The organism is Mesorhizobium sp. WSM4871, from assembly GCF_055811295.1.
The window spans coordinates 237,242-252,955 of sequence record NZ_JBVVPU010000012.1 but is presented as its reverse complement, the minus strand read 5'-3'; the positions used below and the strand labels follow the sequence as shown (position 1 = coordinate 252,955).

Sequence of the window (15,714 nt, the reverse complement as noted above, 5' to 3'; positions counted from 1 at the left end):
CCATGAAGATCGGTCTTGGCCTTTACCGGGAATCGCTGACGCCGGAGAATTTCCGCTTTGCCCGACAGGCGGGCGCCACCCACATCGTTGCCCACCTGACCAACTATTTTCGCGGCCGCGATCCCTCGCTCTCCGCCGGCGGCGAAGAGGCAGGCTGGGGCGACTGCTCCACCGATGAGCTGTGGAACCATGAGGATTTCGCCGGCCTGGTGAAGACGGTGCGCGACAGCGGACTGGAGATCGCCGCGATCGAGAATTTCTCGCCCCGCTTCTGGTCCGATGTGCTGCTCGGCGGTCTCGATCGTTCGAAGCAGATCGAAGGGCTGAAACGCCTTGTCCGCGATGCCGGGCGCGCCGGCATCCCCTGCATTGGCTACAACTTCTCCATCGCCGGCGTCTGGGGCTGGTCGCGCGGCCCTTTTGCCCGCGGCGAGGCGATTTCTGTGGGTCTCGACCTCGCCGCCATCGATGCCGATCTGCCTCTCCCCGACGGCGTCGTCTGGAACATGCGTTACCGCGCCGGGCGGCCGAACGCCGAGCCGGTGACGGTCAGCAGCGACGAGCTTTGGCAGCGGCTCGAACTCTTCCTGCGCGAAATCGTGCCGGTGGCCGAGGAAGCCGGTGTGATGCTGGCGGCGCACCCCGACGACCCACCGGCCGAGTCGCTGCGTGGCGCCGCGCGGCTCGTCAACCGGCCGGAGAAATACGACCGGCTGATGGACATAATCGACTCGCCGGCCAACGGGCTGGAGCTCTGCCTCGGCTCGCTGCAGGAAATGCCGGGAACCGACGACATTTACGGGCACGTCAGGCGCTTCGCCCGACGCCGGCGCATCGGCTACATCCACTTCCGCAACGTGCGCGGCAAAGTGCCGAACTATCACGAGACCTTCGTCGATGACGGCGATATCGACATGGCCGAGATTGTCCGCATCCTGCGCGACGAAAATTATGACGGCGTGATGATCCCCGACCATACGCCGGAAATGTCCTGCGACGCGCCCTGGCACGCCGGAAAGGCTTTTGCGCTCGGCTATATGCGCGCGCTGGTCCAGAACGCAGCGGCGCTGGGGCCTTCTCGTACCAATCCGACAAGCCGCCGGACGCGACGCGATCTATGGGCGACCAATACCTTGTGATCCTGCCATTCCGCACACCAGAATCGCCGCCTGTGGCAATTCGGGCTCCCCGTCACCAGATGGTGTATCCGCAATCGACGGGCAGTGTAACGCCGGTGATGGCGCTGGACGCATCGCTTACGAGGAATAGGATCGCGGAGGCGATCTCGTCCGGCCGGGCGACGCGCTTCATAGGCGTGAAGCTCATCCAGATCGGAAAGCGGGCCGGATCGGTGAAACTCGAGTTCGACATCGGCGTGTCGACATAGGTCGGCGCTACGGAATTGACGCGGACGCCCCGCTCCGCCCATTCGCCCGCCAGTGACTTGGCAAGGTGATGGATTCCCGCCTTCGACACGTTGTAGTGGGCCTGCCTTTGCGGATTGTTGGATATAAGCCCCGATATGGAGCCGACGGCCACGATCGAGCCTCGCCCCCGCGCGAGCATAGGCTTGGCGAATTCCCGGCAACCCCAGAACGCGCCGTTCAGGTTCACGTCGAGGATCTTGCGCCAGTCCGAATCCGTAATGGATTCAGCTCCCGTATCCGGCAGCGTGATCCCGGCGTTCGCGACCAGGATGTCGATGTTTCCGACGCGTTCGTTGGCATCGGCTGCGGCTCGTTCTACGGCATCCGGGTCGGAAATATCGAGCGTTATCGCTTCGGCCTGATAGCCCTTCGCCGCGAGATGCAGCAGCGCCGTGTCGAGCAATGCCGGATCGCGATCGGCAATCACGACCTTCGCGCCGGCCTCCGCCAGAGCTTCGGCTGTCGCCAAGCCGATGCCGCGACCGCCTCCGGTAACGACGGCGACCGACCCGGCCAATGCATACTTCACCAAGTACATCAAAATGTCCTCCCAGCAAAATGCGGCAGGCCGTCGACGGTCCGCCGCATTGCCGGCATCGTCCATGAAAGCCAGCCAGAGCGCGCCTACTTGATATAGCCACCTTCCGTCATCGTGTTCTCGACACTCGCCTGCGCTTCGCCGAGTGCCTGGTCCACCGTCTGCTGGCCACCAACCACCGAGGCAATCGCCTGGCCGACGGTCGTGCCGATACCCTGGAACTCAGGTATCGCGACAAACTGGATACCCGTATACGGCACGGGATCCTTGGTCGGATGGCTCGGATCAGCCTTCTGCAGGGCCTGCAGAACCATCTCGGCGAAGGGTGCGGCCTTCTTGTAATTCTCGTTGGCATAGGTGGATTTGCGCGTGCCTGGAGGCGCGGCGACCCAGCCCTCGGTCTCGCCGACCCTTGCGACGTACTCCTTCGACGTAGCCCACTTCACGAAGGATTTTGCGGCGTCGAGCTTCTTGGTGGTGGCGGGAATCGCGAGTGACCAGGCCCAGAACCAGCCGGCGCCCTTGTCGGTAACCTTCACTGGCGGCTGCGCATAGCCGATGGCGTCGCCGACCTTGGAGAAGTCCTTGTTGTAGAGGCGGCCAGCGGCCGACGTTGCGTCGACCCAGATCGCACACTTGCCGCTGGCGAAAAGCGCCTGGTTCTCATTGAAGCCGTTCGAGGTGGCGCCCTCCGGGCCATCGGCCTTCAGGAGTTCGGAGTAAAAGGTGATGGCGCCCTTCCACGGCTCGGAGGTCAGTTGCGGCTTCCAGTCCATGTCGAACCAGCGACCGCCGAAGGAATTCACGATGGTACTGACGAGACCCATATTCTCGCCCCAACCTGGCTTGCCGCGCAGACAGATGCCGTATTGTTCTTTTGATCGATCGGTCAGCTTGTCGGCGAACGTCTTGATTTCATCCCAGGTCGGCTTCTCCGGCATCTTCAGACCGGCCTTTTCGAACAAGTCCGTTCTATAGAGCGTGAATGAGCTTTCCGCGTAGAAGGGGACCGCATAGAGCTGTCCATCGACGGAGAGACCATTGCGCAGGGATTCGAACACGTCTTCGTAGTCGTAGTCATCGCCGAGGTCGTTCAGCGACGAGAGCCAGCCTTGCTTGCCCCAGATCGGAGTCTCGTAAGCGCCAATCGTAACGATGTCGAACTGACCGCCCTTGGCGGCGATATCCGTGGTCACACGCTCGCGCAGAACATTCTCTTCGAGCACCACCCAGTTGACCTTGTTGCCGGTTGCCTTCTCCCACTCCGGCGCAAGCTTCTGCATGATAATCATGTCGCCATTGTTGACGGTGGCGATCGTAATGTCCTCGGCTTGCGCGATAGCGGTCCCGCTCAACAGGGACCCGAGCATCAGGTTCGCAATTGTTGCTTTCCTCACTTCACTTCTCCTTGCGATCCGTTTCTCCTCCTTCCGTCAAGCCACGAAAAGATCGCGACACGTGGCTTGACGAACCTCAGGCCATCCAGTTGCCGCCATCGACCCCGTAAGTCTGGGCGACAATGTAGTCGGCATCGTCACTGGCCAAGAATGCCGCCATGGAAGCGATTTCGTCGGGCTTCCCCATTCGCCCGTAAGGCACGCCGGCCGAAACCTGTCGCTTGTTCTCGCCCACGGGGATGTTCATGTACTTGGCGCAGAGAGAATCGACGTAGTCGTACATCGGCGTGTCGATGACGCCAGGCGCGATCGCATTGACGTTGATGCGATGCTTGGCCAACGCAAGCCCCGCGCTCTGCGTCAAGCTGATGACCGCCGCCTTTGAGGCACAATAGACCGAGACCAGTGGCTCGCCGCGACGTCCTGCCTGCGATGCCAGATTGATGATCTTGCCGCCCTTGTCGCGCTCGACCATGTGGCGCGCGACAGCCTGTAAGGTGAACAGCAGGCCTTCGACATTTACGGAAAAGACCCTGTGGTACGATTCCCGCGTTACCTCGAGCAGCGGCAGCATGTCGAAGACGCCCGCGTTGTTGACGAGGACGTCGATGCCGCCAGCCTTTTCGGCGATCATCTGGATCATATTCTGCACCGACGCTTCGTCGGTAACGTCCACTGCTATGGGCTTGGCGCGCGGCCCGATCGCCTCGGCCGTGGCGCGCGCCTCGTTCTCGACCCTGTCGGCGATAAAGACGTCGAGGCCCTCCAGCGCATAGCGCTCAGCGATGGCGCGCCCGATGCCCTTGGCCCCACCCGTCACTACCGCAACCCTGGCAGTGAATTTCATCGACCGCTCCTACCCGACACCTGCCCTCAACAACGACAAGCCGGAGGGTATGGCAGCGAGGATAGCTACGGATGTTCACCGGTGCAAGATATTTCAGAAATTTTATTCACCGCCTTGGAAATTCATGCGCCATAGGTTCAGCAGGGTGTCGCCGACGGTCAGCGCGAACACCGAGACGCGTTTCCCTCACCTCGTCTAGAAAAGCAGCCCTTTTAGATCTGCGAGGATTTGTTCAGCGGGCAGTACCAAAAACACGACCGGGACGAATGGAAGCAGCAAAGCGACACCGAGGGCGACAACGCTTTTGAGGTCGATCGGGACCAGCCGCAGCGAATAGACATTGGCGACGATCGCGTACAAATCAGTAGTCGCCGAGAAGTCTGGCCTTTCCAGCGCGGAATTGTCCACAAGTCGACCGCGCCCAATCCATTTCTCTTCGAAGGCAGCGCCAACCCTGTTGGCAAGCGCTCCGTATTCGAACGAACCGTTCTGCAACGTCTTCATCAAGATCGGCGTAAAAAGGAACAAAGGCGCGGCAAACAAGGCGCCGACAGCCACCAATAGGCTTGCGCTAAAAATCAACGTGTCTCTCGGCATCACGCCGTCGACCAAGACAATCTGCGCTGAACGCCCGGCGACGATCGCAGCAAGGGCCATCGCGATTGGGGAAAATGCCCGCAACGAATATCCGAGCACGGCCAGGCCGGCCGCACCATCCGGATGGGATGCCAAGAGCCGAAGCTCGGTCCTGGCGATCCGCCACAGGAAGCGCGCCCACAGAGCAAGCCTCCACGCCCAGCCAAAGAGCAAAATGAGGAGCAGAGGGAGGCTAACCAGCACGTGCCACCAGCCTGCCAGCGAGAAGGTAGGCACGGGGTTGGCAGTCTTGTGCCAGACCGCAAACTGATCGAACGGCAGCGAAAAGGCCACCGCAAAGACAACGAGATAGGCAAGAGCGATTACTACGATCTCTGCGGCGTTCGAATTGAGAAGCACGCGGGTAGATGCAAGGGCGGTGTCATAAGATCCACGGTCCTTGTCGGTGACAAGCCCGGCATCCGCAAAGTGGCGCACGATGGCATTGAGCCTTGGCGCGCACTGTGCTTCAGCCAAAACGAGGAGTGGCGCGGTGATCAGGTACCGTGCATGCACAGCCACATCCCAAAGCAGCGACGTAATTCCACCGGAATGCACAGCACTTTGAAGGCCTGCCAAAACGAGAAGAGGTAGCCATCCTATCAATCCAACTATCAGTGCGCGGCGGCCAACGTTGAGATGGCTGCCCTTCACTAACCCGAGACGACGCTGAATACGTACAGGCGGACCATTCTCAAATATTGCGTCGCTTGCGTGCTGAGTTTCAATCATGTTTGCGGCCTGGAGCTAGACAGTCGGGACCGCGACCACGCAACACCGAGGAGCACGGTCACGACGACATGAATCGCGGCCGCTGGCCACAGGAGCAGCCCTGCGAACTCACCCTGAAGGCCCAGGAATGCGAAGTAGACTGCCACGAGAACGTTGTAGAGCAGCATCGCAGCAAACATCGGGACAGTGCCGGAACCTCGCCCCGCAAGCCAGCAACCAAAGCTCAGCGCCAATAGCGTGACCCCTGCCACCCGCGCCACGACTGTGGCTATTGCCGGAAGTTCCACGCCAAAGAGCAACCAGGCGACGATGCCGGGGACAACGATAAGGGCCATACTGGTAATGCCCTCTATCGCCGCTTCAACGCGCAGCAGCACGGTCGCTGACATATTCACTCCGTCGCTCCTATTTCAGCTCGAAACTCATAGAGTTCGCCGATCCGGCGCAAGGCTACCGGCAGATGTCACAGCTTTCCTACTCCGTTGTGCTGGCCTTTCTTCTGCGCCGATTGGTGTGCGCCTGCGCGACGGCCAGTTTCAGTTCGGGTGTGATCTCCAACGGCGCATTCTCTGCCTCATGCGGGTTCTGCAGCCCCTGGACATGGACGGTCGGAAATGGGAGTTCGACGCCCTGCTCCTTGAAGACTTGGCGGATGCGTACATAGAATTGGCGTTTCATAGCGAAGGCGCCTCCGGGTCGGGTTGTGGCCTTGACCCTCAATACGATGCCGTACTCGCCGAACTCCTGTACGCCCTGCATCTTGATTGGCTCGATCACCCAAGGCTTGAACTCCGGATCTTCCGCCAGTTCGAGGCCGACTCGCTTGATCAGCTTGCGAGCGAAGTCGATATCGGTGTCATAGCCAACGGTGATGTTGAATTTGTCGGTAACCCAGTCACGGCTGAAGTTCTCGATTTTGCCCATCTGACCATAGGGAACTGTCGCCAGGGAGCCTCGGGTGCCGCGCAGCGTCATGGATCGAACGGAGATTTTCTCCACAGTACCCTTGGCACCAGTTGTTTCGATGTATTCTCCAGCCCGAAACGCATCGTCGACCAGGAAAAACAGGCCGGAAACGATATCCTTGACCAAGGTCTGGGAGCCAAATCCGATCGCCAGCCCAAAGACACTGAGTCCTGTGATCAATGGCCATACGTTGACGCCAATTGAAACCAGGATCGAGAGCGAAGCCATGACGAGAACGCTCGACTTGCCGATCGCCCCCAACAGAGGAACCAGTGTTCCAAGCCTCGAGCGCGGCATGTTTGGACTGGGTAGGTCGCTTGGATTGGGCAGGCCGTCAATACGCGAAATCCGGTCGATCGCCGTCGAGATGAGATTCCACAGGAAAGCGGCCATCAGCGCGATCAACGCGACTCCAAAAGCCTCGCGGGCGACCGATCTGAGATCGATGCCGAGGCCGACCGCCAAAGGCGTCGCCCATATCGTCCCAAGCAAAGCAACCACCACGATCACCAGCGCCAATCTGGCGGTCTGGCGCGAAGCCACGGCAGCGGTCGAGGTGCTGCGGGATTCCAAGCCGCGCTGGGCCCAAGCCCAAACGATTGCGTCCAGATGCGGAATGGCAACAACCATCAGTGCGCTCGACAGCACCGCCAAACCTGGAAGCGCTACACCTAAAGTACGCGCGATCTGGGCGTTAGCCGCGATGAAAAGCAGAATGCCAATCACGATTGCAGGCCATACGCGCGCGAATCCCGCCCGCCACCGGCCTCTGGGGCGATGGCCCGCTACCGATCCAGCCATGGTTCGCCGATTGCGCCAAACCGCCCTGATCAGCAGGACCAGGGTCGGGATGGTCACCAGAGACGTTCCAATCAAATCCGTTATGCCTGGTCCCGCGCTCCACATTCGCAGTGTCGCAACCACCGAAAGGCCGCCAAGCGCCCATATGAGCGCGAACGTCAGATCCCTCGCCTGGGCAACGAGATGGATTGGACGGTCGCGAAATTCAGGGCGGACTTTTGCGAGGATGACGGCCTGCACGGCGAAGATCATGATGCATGCCGCGACGGTCAAGGCTGTCCAGAGCCGCAACGTCCGCAGGGGCAGGCCCGGGCCGGCGAGCAGCTGCGCGACGAGCAGGCCGGCCGCCAAAGCCGCGACAGCCGCGGCCGAACGGTATAGAAAGCGGCGCCATCTGCTGCCGTCGGCACTCTCCGGCTTCGCCTGCCGGCTTATCAGTACGAATGTGCCGGCGACGATCCCTGAAACCAGAATGATTTGTAAGCAAAGGCCAATAAACGATGTCGACGCGGCAGCCAGCGAGGTCCGCAGGCTCTCGAACTCGGCAGGCGTTTGCAACCAAGCCAGGTAGCGCGCATGCACGCCCTCCGCGAAGCGTCCTGAAACTTCCTCCAGTGCCGTGGTGAGTGAAGTGACGTCCGCGCCCGCCGTTGGATTGTCGCTCACGTTGCTCGTCCTATTTTATGTTAAGATGTCTTCTCTCGAGCGCCTAGATCTTCGCGGACCTCCGACATGTCCCGCTCAAGGAAATAGTTGAGGAACGTTCGGATCACCGCAATCGACGCCAGGCGTCCAATCTCGTCCCAACTTGGGTTGATCGAGGTCTGGATGATGTCGGCCGCAAGCTGGAAAGTCAGGCCCGCCACCAGCCAACGTGCATAGCGAAGCCAGACGACGCGTCCCTGCGTGCGCGTCGAAGGGAAAAACACGGCGCGAATGGCGCAGACGAATGCCTCGATTGTTCCGTACACGATTGCAATGAGGGCGATTGCATCGATAAGCAGGACGGCATACCCGGTGATGACGGCGAAGCCCTCTTGCATCACTCCCTCACGAGTGAACGAACGATGCAGCGCAAGCCGAGATGGCAGGTCGATGTATCAACCGGCTGCGACATGCGCGCTGCAGGCCGATATCGCCGACAGTAATTGGGCGCGCATAGATAAGAGCCGCCTTTGGTTACCTTGCGCGGGATCATGATCTCAGGGGTATGAGGGTCAAAACTAGCTTCGCGCTGGCCGCCCCGCGGATTGTCGATCGTACAGCACGGGCTGTCGATCCACGAGTGCTCCTGATACCAATCCTTGGTCCACTGCCAGACATTGCCCGCCATATCGTGGAGCCCGAAGCCGTTGGCCGGGAACGAACCGACCGGAGCCGTCCACTCGTAGCCATCCTCGTTGCTATTTTCGTAGGGAAACTCGCCTTGCCAGGTATTGGCCAGATGCTTGCCGCCTGGCGTCAGTTCATCGCCCCAGACAAATTCGGCGCCGTCGAGTCCACCGCGGGCTGCGAACTCCCACTCGGCTTCAGTCGGCAATTCCTTGCCCGCCCATTTCGCATAGGCTTCGGCATCCTCGAACGCGACATGGACCACCGGGTGGTCGCCCAGCTTCTTGATGGAACTCGCCGGGCCGCGCGGATGGCGCCAATTGGCGCCGCCTACATAGACCCACCAGTTGTAGGAGTTCCGGATATCGACCTTCTGAGCCGGCTTCTTGAACATGGAGGAGGACGGCACCAGAAGTTCTGGTATCGCTCCGGGGTAGTCCGCGGGATCTGCCGGGCGTTCGGCCAGCGTCACATAGCCGGTCTCTGCTACGAAACGTTCGAATTCGCGATTGGTTACCGTGTGGCAGTCCATCCAGAAGCCGTTCACCTTGACACGGTGAGCCGGCGCCTCTTCCGGGTAATGCTCGTCCGAGCCCATGAGGAACGTGCCGCCAGGAATCCACACCATGCCTTCGAAAGGCGGCACGCCGTTATTCCGATCGAGCGTGGTCAGATCAACAGAGTCATTCAACAGAGCACCTTTTTGTACCGTCCCAATTACCGAAGGCGATCATAGGCGGCGCCGGGAGGCGGGATGCCCGCCGCCCGGCCAACGGCGCTAGTGTCCGCCTCCGCCCGTAGCGGTCACTGCCTCCATCACATGATCGAGGTTGAAGCTTCCTGGCTTCTGGCGCGGCGGGAACTCGCGGAAACTCTGCAGCCATCGTCCCACGAAGGCGCCCGCGGGTGCGATCATAAACATGTGCTCGGCGAACCAGCGGCCATAGTCCATGCCGATCTGATGCGCGAGCTCAAACGGGTCCATCCGTAGATTGGTCAACATCGGTGCACGCAGCGCCACGAAGGGCTCCTGCCAAACATGCAGGCCGTGTGCGTCTTGCCGCAGGAAGGTAACCTTCCAGTTGCCGTAACGCAGGGCGGCGACGCTGCCGTCATCGGTCCAATAGATGAACTCCTGGCGTGGCCATTTGGCCTCGCCCTTCAATGCGGTCGTGAGGTCGTAGCCGTCGAGGTGGACCTTGTAGTCCCGGCCCATGGCCTTGTGACCTTTCAGGAGCTTCTCCTTGATGTCAGGCTCTCCAGCCGCGGCCAGGATCGTCGTGAGCATGTCCTCATGCGATCCGATATCGTTGATGACCGTGCCGGGTTTGATCACGCCGGGCCAGCGAATGGCACAGGGCACCCGATAGCCGCCTTCCCAATTGGTGTTCTTTTCACCCCGGAACATCGTCGTGCCACCGTCGGGCCAGGAGAAGGACTCCGAGCCGTTGTCGGTAGAGTACATTACCATGGTGTTCTCATCGAGACCGAGTTCCTTGAGCTTGGCCAGCATCTCGCCAACCTGGCGGTCGTGCTCGACCATGCCATCGGCATAGATGCCAAGTCCCGTCCTTCCCTGCACCTCCTTCTTGAGATGCGTGAAGATATGCATCTTGGTGGAATTCCACCAAAGGAAGAACGGCTTGTCCGCTTTTTTTGCACGCTCCATAAAGTCGATCGCCTTGGCGGAGACCTCTTCGTCGAAGGTCTCCATGCGTTTCTTGGTCAGCGGACCGGTGTCTGTGAGGCGGCCGTCAGCGAAGCTGTGAATGACGCCGCGCGGACCAAAGTTCTTCTTGAAATTCGGAAACTCCGCTTCCTTCGGATAGTCGGGGTTTTCCGGCTCTTCCTCTGCGTTCAGGTGGTAGAGGTTGCCGAAGAACTCGTCGAAGCCGTGGTTCGAAGGCAACATCTCGTCACGGTCGCCGAGGTGATTCTTGCCGAACTGCCCGGTCATGTAGCCGTGGTTCTTGAGCAGGCCGGCGATCGTCGGATCTTCCTTCTTCATGCCCTCAGGCGCTCCCGGCAGGCCGACCTTGGTGAGACCGGAGCGGATGGGCGACTGCCCGGTGATAAATGCCGCACGACCTGCGGTGCAGCTCTGCTGCCCATACCAGTCGGTGAACAGCGCTCCCTCCTTGGCGATGCTGTCGATGTTGGGCGTCTTGTAGCCCATCATGCCCTGGTTGTAGGCGCTGACATTGAACTGGCCGATGTCGTCGCCCCAGATGATAAGAATGTTGGGTTTCTTGTCTGCCATTTTCGTCTCCTCCCTATGTTTTCTTACGTTTTCGTGTTGCCACTCGGATGCCGCGCCATCCTTGCCTTCATGCCCTGGTGGTAGGCGCTGGCATGGTGGTCCGGCCCCATCTGGAAATTGCCACCGGGAACCCAAACCATGTTTTCAAAAGGCGCCGGCGCGGAGTCCCGGTCGCTGCCGAGGCCAACAGACCCGCTCATGGAAGTTCCCTCGGTATTGTCGCAACCGCTGCCGTCCGCGATGCTGAGTCGAATTTCGTGCCGATGGAGTTCATCCTTTTAGCTCCTTGACGGACTAGGCTACGCGGAAGAGCACCACGCCAAAGGCAAGCAGCCCGGTAAGCATCAATATGACCGCCAATGCGAGGATCGGCGTTCGCATTTCGTGGACCTGAGCCCCTGCGATGGGGCGATACGGTGCGCTCCACAGATAGCGGACGCCCCAGCGATACTGGATGAGTGAGATCGCCAGTGCCAATATCCCCGCGGCTATGAGGGCGAGCCCGATGTAGCGTGGGGCCTGAGGGCGAAGCGCCTCGGCGACTCCCTGCATGGAATCAAGGCGATCGAAGAACTGAACGATCGTGAAGCCGAAGCCGATGCAAGCAATCGACGTGCGAATCCATGCCATCATCGTGCGCTCGACACTGAGACGCGTACGCAGCCAGGAGAAATGGCTTTCCGCAGTGACATGGACCGCGAACCTCGCTTGATTATCTTCCACCGGCTGGCTCGCCATTTTGGTACCTTTCTCTATCGATTGGCTCGTTCGCCCTTCCCCAGATGAGTCTTTTCGGTCAGTCACGATCGGCGGTCCTCAACGCGTCCGCTCCACCAGCGCGCGATGCGCGCCGCCGGGCCTCGGATCAGGAGATAGGGAACGAAGGCGAGGACAATCGCGACGGCCACGGCTTCAAAGGGATAGAAGGTGCCGAGTTCGATAATCTGATAGGCCGCGTCCAGGATCAGCGCGAGCACCATGATCTTGCCTGTCGACCTCACGCCTTCGCTCAGCCGCTGGCGGCGTTCGTCAGGCTTGGACAGGACCGTCCAGAAATACGGCGATCGCCCTTCGCGCGCGTCCTTGATGCCGTCGCGTATCGCAAAAAGGGTCGCCATTGCAGGCTGAAGGACGAACCTGAGCGCCAACGGCCCACTAGGCCTTGCGACGAGGTCTTCCCAAAAACGTTGCAGAATGTCTTCGATTGCCATCCCTGTTCATTCCTCGTGCGGAAACGGTAGCCTAGTTCCGGCTCTGCGCCTCTCCGATGCTTCATCAGATACTCTGACGTCGGTGATGTCGCTCATGGCTGGGCCTTGTGAGGGCTCGGGAAAATGGTGTTCCAGTCGTCCTTCATGTTCACGACGGTCCAGCCGTTCGCCTCGGCTTCATCAAGCGCCTTGTCGAGACGGCCGATGGACGATTGCCGGTCATAGGCCCATTCGCGTTCCGCATCGGTGTGATGAACGATCAGTCCGAAGCGCGCCCCAGACGCGGCCGTCGTCCATTGCAGCATCTGCAGATCGCCGTCGGAATTGCCGAATGCCGCGATCGGCCGGCGGCCGATATGCTTCTGGATGGCGACCGGCTTGCCGGCCTTGTCGTCGATGAAGTCGACCTCAGGCAGCTTGACGAGAACCGGCTTGCCATCCCGGATCTCGAATTTCAGCCTGCCGCTGCTGCCGATCACCTGCTCCGGCGGGATGCCGTAGACTTCTTCGGCGAAGACCCGCATGAACTCGATGCCACCGCCGGAGACGATGAAGGTCTTGAAGCCATTGGCGCGGAAATAAGCGAGCAGTTCGAGCATCGGCTGATAGACCATTTCGCTGTACAAGCGGCCGGTCTTCGGATGCTTCGCGGTGGCGATCCAGGTATGGACAACACCCGCAAATTCCTCGGATGTCATCCCCGCATGGGTCGCGACGATGATCTCAAAAACTGCCGGCTTGCCTCCGGCGAGCGCAACTTTGAGGTCGCCCCTGAGCAGAGAAGAGAAGGGTTCCTTGTCCTTCCACTCGGGACGCCGTGGCGCCAACGCCCTCACGCGATCGAGTGCAAAAGCAAGCTGGAAGTATGCCGGCTGCTCGGACCAGAGCGTGCCGTCATTATCGAATGTCGCGACGCGTTCGGACTCGGGCACGAAATCGGGAGAGCCTTGCGCTGTCACCCGCTCGACGAACGCGACGACGGACTGCTTGGCTTGACCTTCGTTCCAGGATGGAAGTGCATCGGCAGCGTGTGCATTGGTGGCGGCAGCCAGAGTGCCAGCGAACACCGCAGTCATAAGGCCGTCTTTGATTTTCATTGCACGTTCTTCGTTCGCTGGAGTCACGCCCGCCATCGGGACGGGCGCGACCTTTGAATGAACTTGGCGTTTTCTTCAGCGCCGCATCACTGCCGAGCCATCGCGACGCGGAGAGCCTCTTCAGGCGAGACCATGTGGTCTGCGGTCTCCGCACCCTCGGCGATTGCGAGTTGCACGCCCCTGACACTGCCGTTGAATTCGTTGCCGTGTGGACCGTAGTCAGGCGATACCGAAGCACCGGTATCACAGCCCACGTCGAGGCCGTCATCTGCCGAGAACACCATCGGGGCGGTGGCTTCGACTTTGCCTTCCCCGACCTTCTTGCCGTCGACGAAGAGTGTGGCCACACCGCCCTTGCCGAGCCCGCCGCCCGCATAGGCGAACTCCATGCGCACCTGATGGGATCCTGCCGGAATGTTGCTCGAAGACTCGGCGTAGAAATGCTTCACGCCGATCAGGTTGTAGCAATATTTCAGCTTGCCATTCTTGGCGTAGAACGCCCAGCCGCCGATATTGCCACCTTGCGCGACAATCACGCCCTCGGCGCCGCCTTCCGGCACATCGATTTCGGCCGTCACGGAATGCGACTTGTTCTTGATGCTGATCACAGAGTTCTCCGAAAGCCGCCCCATGCCGCCGAAGAGGATCTGCGTGTTGCCGCGGATCAGTACGGGCCGACCAGCCAAGTCGGAGTTGAAGCGCTCTGCGGCGCGATCGTCGAGCGGAAGCACGTTGTAGCGCGTCGCCTCGATCAGCCAGAGCCGCTGCAGGGCGTGCAGCTTGTCCGGCATCTCCTTCGCGAGGTTTTTCGACTGGCTCCAGTCCTTGTTCGTGTCGTAGAGCTCCCAGGTATCGTCGTCGAAGGCGGGGATATTATCGCCGACCAGAAGCCAGGGCGTCTTGTGCCGCGTCACCGCGGTCCAGCCCTTGTGATAAATGCCGCGATTGCCGAACATCTCGAAGTATTGAGTTTCGCGGCGCTCGGCCGCCTTCGCATTATTCATCGAGTAGACCATGCTGACGCCCTCGATCGGCGCCTGCAGGACACCCTCGACCGACACCGGATGTGGCAGGCCCGCCGCCTCGAGAATGGTCGGCGCGACGTCAATGACATGATGGAATTGCGAGCGAACCTCGCCTTTGGCCTTGATGCCTTTCGGCCAGCTCACGATCGTGCCGTTGCGCGTGCCGCCCCAGTGGGAAGCGACCTGCTTGGTCCACTGATAGGGCGTGTTCATCGCGTGCGCCCAGCCGACCGCATAGTGGTTGTAGGAGTCCGGCCCACCCAGCTTGTCGAGACGCTCCATCAGGAATTCCGGCGTCTCGAGTGCCGCGAGGCCGTTGAAGTTGGCCATCTCATTGTAGGCACCGATCAACGTGCCTTCCGCCGATGCGCCATTGTCACCGATGATGTAGTAGATCAGCGTGTCGTCGGTGATCTTGAGCCGGTCGAGCGTGTCGAAGAGCCGTCCGACATGATGATCGGCATATTCAAGGAAGCCGGCATAGACTTCCATCTGACGGCGCAGCACGGGCTTCATCTTCTCGTCCATGCTGTCCCACGACGGAATCTGCTCGTGCCGAGCGGTCAGCTCGCAATCCTTGGGAATGACGCCCAGCTTCTTCTGCCGCGCATAGGTCTCCTCGCGCACCTTGTCCCAGCCCTGGTCAAACTTGCCCTTGTACTTGTCGGCCCACTCCTTCGGCACATGGTGCGGCGCGTGCGCGGCGCCGGGCGCAAAATAGATGAAGAAGGGTTTGTCGGGCATCAGCGCCTTCTGCTGACCGATCCACCCGATCGCCTTGTCGGTCATATCCTCCATGAAGTGATAGCCCTCTTCAGGCGTCTTCTTCACCTCGATCGGCGTCGTGCCTTCGTAGAGCGACGGATACCACTGGTGTGCCTCGCCGCCGATGAAGCCGTAGAAATACTCGAAGCCGCCGCCGCCGGTCGGCCACGCCGTGAACGGGCCGGCCGGGCTCGTTTCCCAAACGGGGACCTCATGGCACTTGCCGAATTGGGCAGTGGCGTAGCCATTCAGCTTCAGGGTCTTGGCGAGGGGAGCCATGGTGTTCGGTAGAACCGAGGAATAGCCCGGAGAGCCGGTCGCGGCTTCCGTTATGCAGCCCATGCCGACCGAATGATGGTTGCGGCCGGTGAGCAGAGCCTGCCGCGTCGGCGAGCACAACGCGGTCGTGTGAAAGCGATTGTATTTCAGGCCGCGCGCCGCGAGGCGGTCAGCGTTCGGTGCGTTGCAGGGGCCACCAAAAGCGCTTGTCGCGCCAAAACCTACGTCATCGAGCAAGACTACGATGACATTGGGCGCGCCCTTGGGCGGACGCAGCTGCTCGATCGGCGGAAACTTGGTGTCTGGATCCTTGGCATCGTAGGTGATGAGGCCCGTTCGCGGCCGTGATGGAATCGGCAGGGCGGTGCGGTTGACCTTGTCGTTTTCATTGCTCATGGTTG

At 60.6% G+C, this 15,714-nt stretch carries 14 protein-coding genes and 1 pseudogene; 1 reads left to right on the top strand and 14 read right to left on the bottom strand.

Annotated elements, in window-relative coordinates:
- The first annotated feature begins 2 nt into the window (after positions 1 to 2).
- On the top strand, positions 3 to 1,139 hold the full coding sequence (locus tag AC0L2H_RS24490; RefSeq protein ID WP_473592632.1) for a mannonate dehydratase: 1,137 nt from the start codon (positions 3 to 5) through the stop codon (positions 1,137 to 1,139).
- A gap of 52 nt (positions 1,140 to 1,191) precedes the next feature.
- Here AC0L2H_RS24490 and AC0L2H_RS24485 read toward each other — a convergent pair whose 3' ends face one another.
- The 14 genes and pseudogenes from AC0L2H_RS24485 to AC0L2H_RS24420 all read right to left on the bottom strand — a co-directional run bounded on the left by AC0L2H_RS24485 (position 1,192) and on the right by AC0L2H_RS24420 (position 15,709).
- Entirely contained in the window at positions 1,192 to 1,965 is a 774-nt protein-coding gene (locus AC0L2H_RS24485) for an SDR family NAD(P)-dependent oxidoreductase (protein ID WP_473592669.1), read from the bottom strand.
- Between the two features lie 86 nt (positions 1,966 to 2,051).
- Positions 2,052 to 3,335, bottom strand: a complete 1,284-nt coding sequence (locus AC0L2H_RS24480) for an ABC transporter substrate-binding protein (RefSeq protein ID WP_473592668.1) — start codon at positions 3,333 to 3,335, stop codon at positions 2,052 to 2,054.
- A gap of 103 nt (positions 3,336 to 3,438) precedes the next feature.
- A complete protein-coding gene (locus AC0L2H_RS24475) occupies positions 3,439 to 4,209 on the bottom strand; it encodes an L-iditol 2-dehydrogenase (protein WP_473592630.1) in 771 nt (256 codons plus the stop codon).
- A gap of 195 nt (positions 4,210 to 4,404) precedes the next feature.
- Entirely contained in the window at positions 4,405 to 5,577 is a 1,173-nt protein-coding gene (locus AC0L2H_RS24470; RefSeq protein WP_473592628.1) for a hypothetical protein, read from the bottom strand.
- Positions 5,574 to 5,972: a hypothetical protein gene (locus tag AC0L2H_RS24465; protein ID WP_473592627.1), complete on the bottom strand. Its 399-nt coding sequence runs from the start codon at positions 5,970 to 5,972 to the stop codon at positions 5,574 to 5,576. Before AC0L2H_RS24465 ends, AC0L2H_RS24470 begins: the two co-directional genes overlap by 4 nt.
- A gap of 79 nt (positions 5,973 to 6,051) precedes the next feature.
- Positions 6,052 to 8,010, bottom strand: a complete 1,959-nt coding sequence (locus AC0L2H_RS24460; RefSeq protein WP_473592625.1) for a mechanosensitive ion channel family protein — start codon at positions 8,008 to 8,010, stop codon at positions 6,052 to 6,054.
- A gap of 20 nt (positions 8,011 to 8,030) precedes the next feature.
- A complete protein-coding gene (locus AC0L2H_RS24455) occupies positions 8,031 to 8,387 on the bottom strand; it encodes a DUF1622 domain-containing protein (protein ID WP_473592624.1) in 357 nt (118 codons plus the stop codon).
- On the bottom strand, positions 8,387 to 9,304 hold the full coding sequence (locus tag AC0L2H_RS24450; protein ID WP_473592667.1) for a formylglycine-generating enzyme family protein: 918 nt from the start codon (positions 9,302 to 9,304) through the stop codon (positions 8,387 to 8,389). Before AC0L2H_RS24450 ends, AC0L2H_RS24455 begins: the two co-directional genes overlap by 1 nt.
- Positions 9,305 to 9,454: 150 nt before the next feature.
- Positions 9,455 to 10,945 (bottom strand): annotated as a pseudogene (locus AC0L2H_RS24445) (arylsulfatase); the annotation flags it as partial.
- 14 nt (positions 10,946 to 10,959) lie between these two features.
- Positions 10,960 to 11,136, bottom strand: coding sequence for a hypothetical protein (locus AC0L2H_RS24440; protein WP_473592671.1), 177 nt, complete (start codon positions 11,134 to 11,136; stop codon positions 10,960 to 10,962).
- A gap of 94 nt (positions 11,137 to 11,230) precedes the next feature.
- Positions 11,231 to 11,674 (bottom strand): YidH family protein, encoded by a 444-nt coding sequence (locus AC0L2H_RS24435; protein ID WP_473592622.1) that lies wholly within the window; start codon positions 11,672 to 11,674, stop codon positions 11,231 to 11,233.
- 62 nt (positions 11,675 to 11,736) lie between these two features.
- Positions 11,737 to 12,147: a hypothetical protein gene (locus AC0L2H_RS24430; protein ID WP_473592621.1), complete on the bottom strand. Its 411-nt coding sequence runs from the start codon at positions 12,145 to 12,147 to the stop codon at positions 11,737 to 11,739.
- 92 nt (positions 12,148 to 12,239) lie between these two features.
- The gene (locus AC0L2H_RS24425; protein WP_473592619.1) at positions 12,240 to 13,244 is read right to left on the bottom strand and encodes an HAD family hydrolase; all 1,005 of its coding nucleotides are present in this window, start codon (positions 13,242 to 13,244) and stop codon (positions 12,240 to 12,242) included.
- 86 nt (positions 13,245 to 13,330) lie between these two features.
- Complete coding sequence (locus AC0L2H_RS24420) at positions 13,331 to 15,709, bottom strand: arylsulfatase (protein ID WP_473592618.1); 2,379 nt, start codon at positions 15,707 to 15,709, stop codon at positions 13,331 to 13,333.
- Positions 15,710 to 15,714 lie beyond the last annotated feature (5 nt).

Coding starts and splice junctions, on each gene's coding strand:
- AC0L2H_RS24490 (WP_473592632.1), top strand. CDS start 3: ATGAAGATCGGTCTTGGCCTTTACCGGGAATCGCTGACGCCGGAGAAT.
- AC0L2H_RS24485 (WP_473592669.1), bottom strand. CDS start 1,965: ATGTACTTGGTGAAGTATGCATTGGCCGGGTCGGTCGCCGTCGTTACC.
- AC0L2H_RS24480 (WP_473592668.1), bottom strand. CDS start 3,335: ATGCTCGGGTCCCTGTTGAGCGGGACCGCTATCGCGCAAGCCGAGGAC.
- AC0L2H_RS24475 (WP_473592630.1), bottom strand. CDS start 4,209: ATGAAATTCACTGCCAGGGTTGCGGTAGTGACGGGTGGGGCCAAGGGC.
- AC0L2H_RS24470 (WP_473592628.1), bottom strand. CDS start 5,577: ATGATTGAAACTCAGCACGCAAGCGACGCAATATTTGAGAATGGTCCG.
- AC0L2H_RS24455 (WP_473592624.1), bottom strand. CDS start 8,387: ATGCAAGAGGGCTTCGCCGTCATCACCGGGTATGCCGTCCTGCTTATC.
- AC0L2H_RS24450 (WP_473592667.1), bottom strand. CDS start 9,304: ATGGTGTGGATTCCTGGCGGCACGTTCCTCATGGGCTCGGACGAGCAT.
- AC0L2H_RS24440 (WP_473592671.1), bottom strand. CDS start 11,136: ATGAGCGGGTCTGTTGGCCTCGGCAGCGACCGGGACTCCGCGCCGGCG.
- AC0L2H_RS24435 (WP_473592622.1), bottom strand. CDS start 11,674: ATGGCGAGCCAGCCGGTGGAAGATAATCAAGCGAGGTTCGCGGTCCAT.
- AC0L2H_RS24430 (WP_473592621.1), bottom strand. CDS start 12,147: ATGGCAATCGAAGACATTCTGCAACGTTTTTGGGAAGACCTCGTCGCA.
- AC0L2H_RS24425 (WP_473592619.1), bottom strand. CDS start 13,244: ATGAAAATCAAAGACGGCCTTATGACTGCGGTGTTCGCTGGCACTCTG.
- AC0L2H_RS24420 (WP_473592618.1), bottom strand. CDS start 15,709: ATGAGCAATGAAAACGACAAGGTCAACCGCACCGCCCTGCCGATTCCA.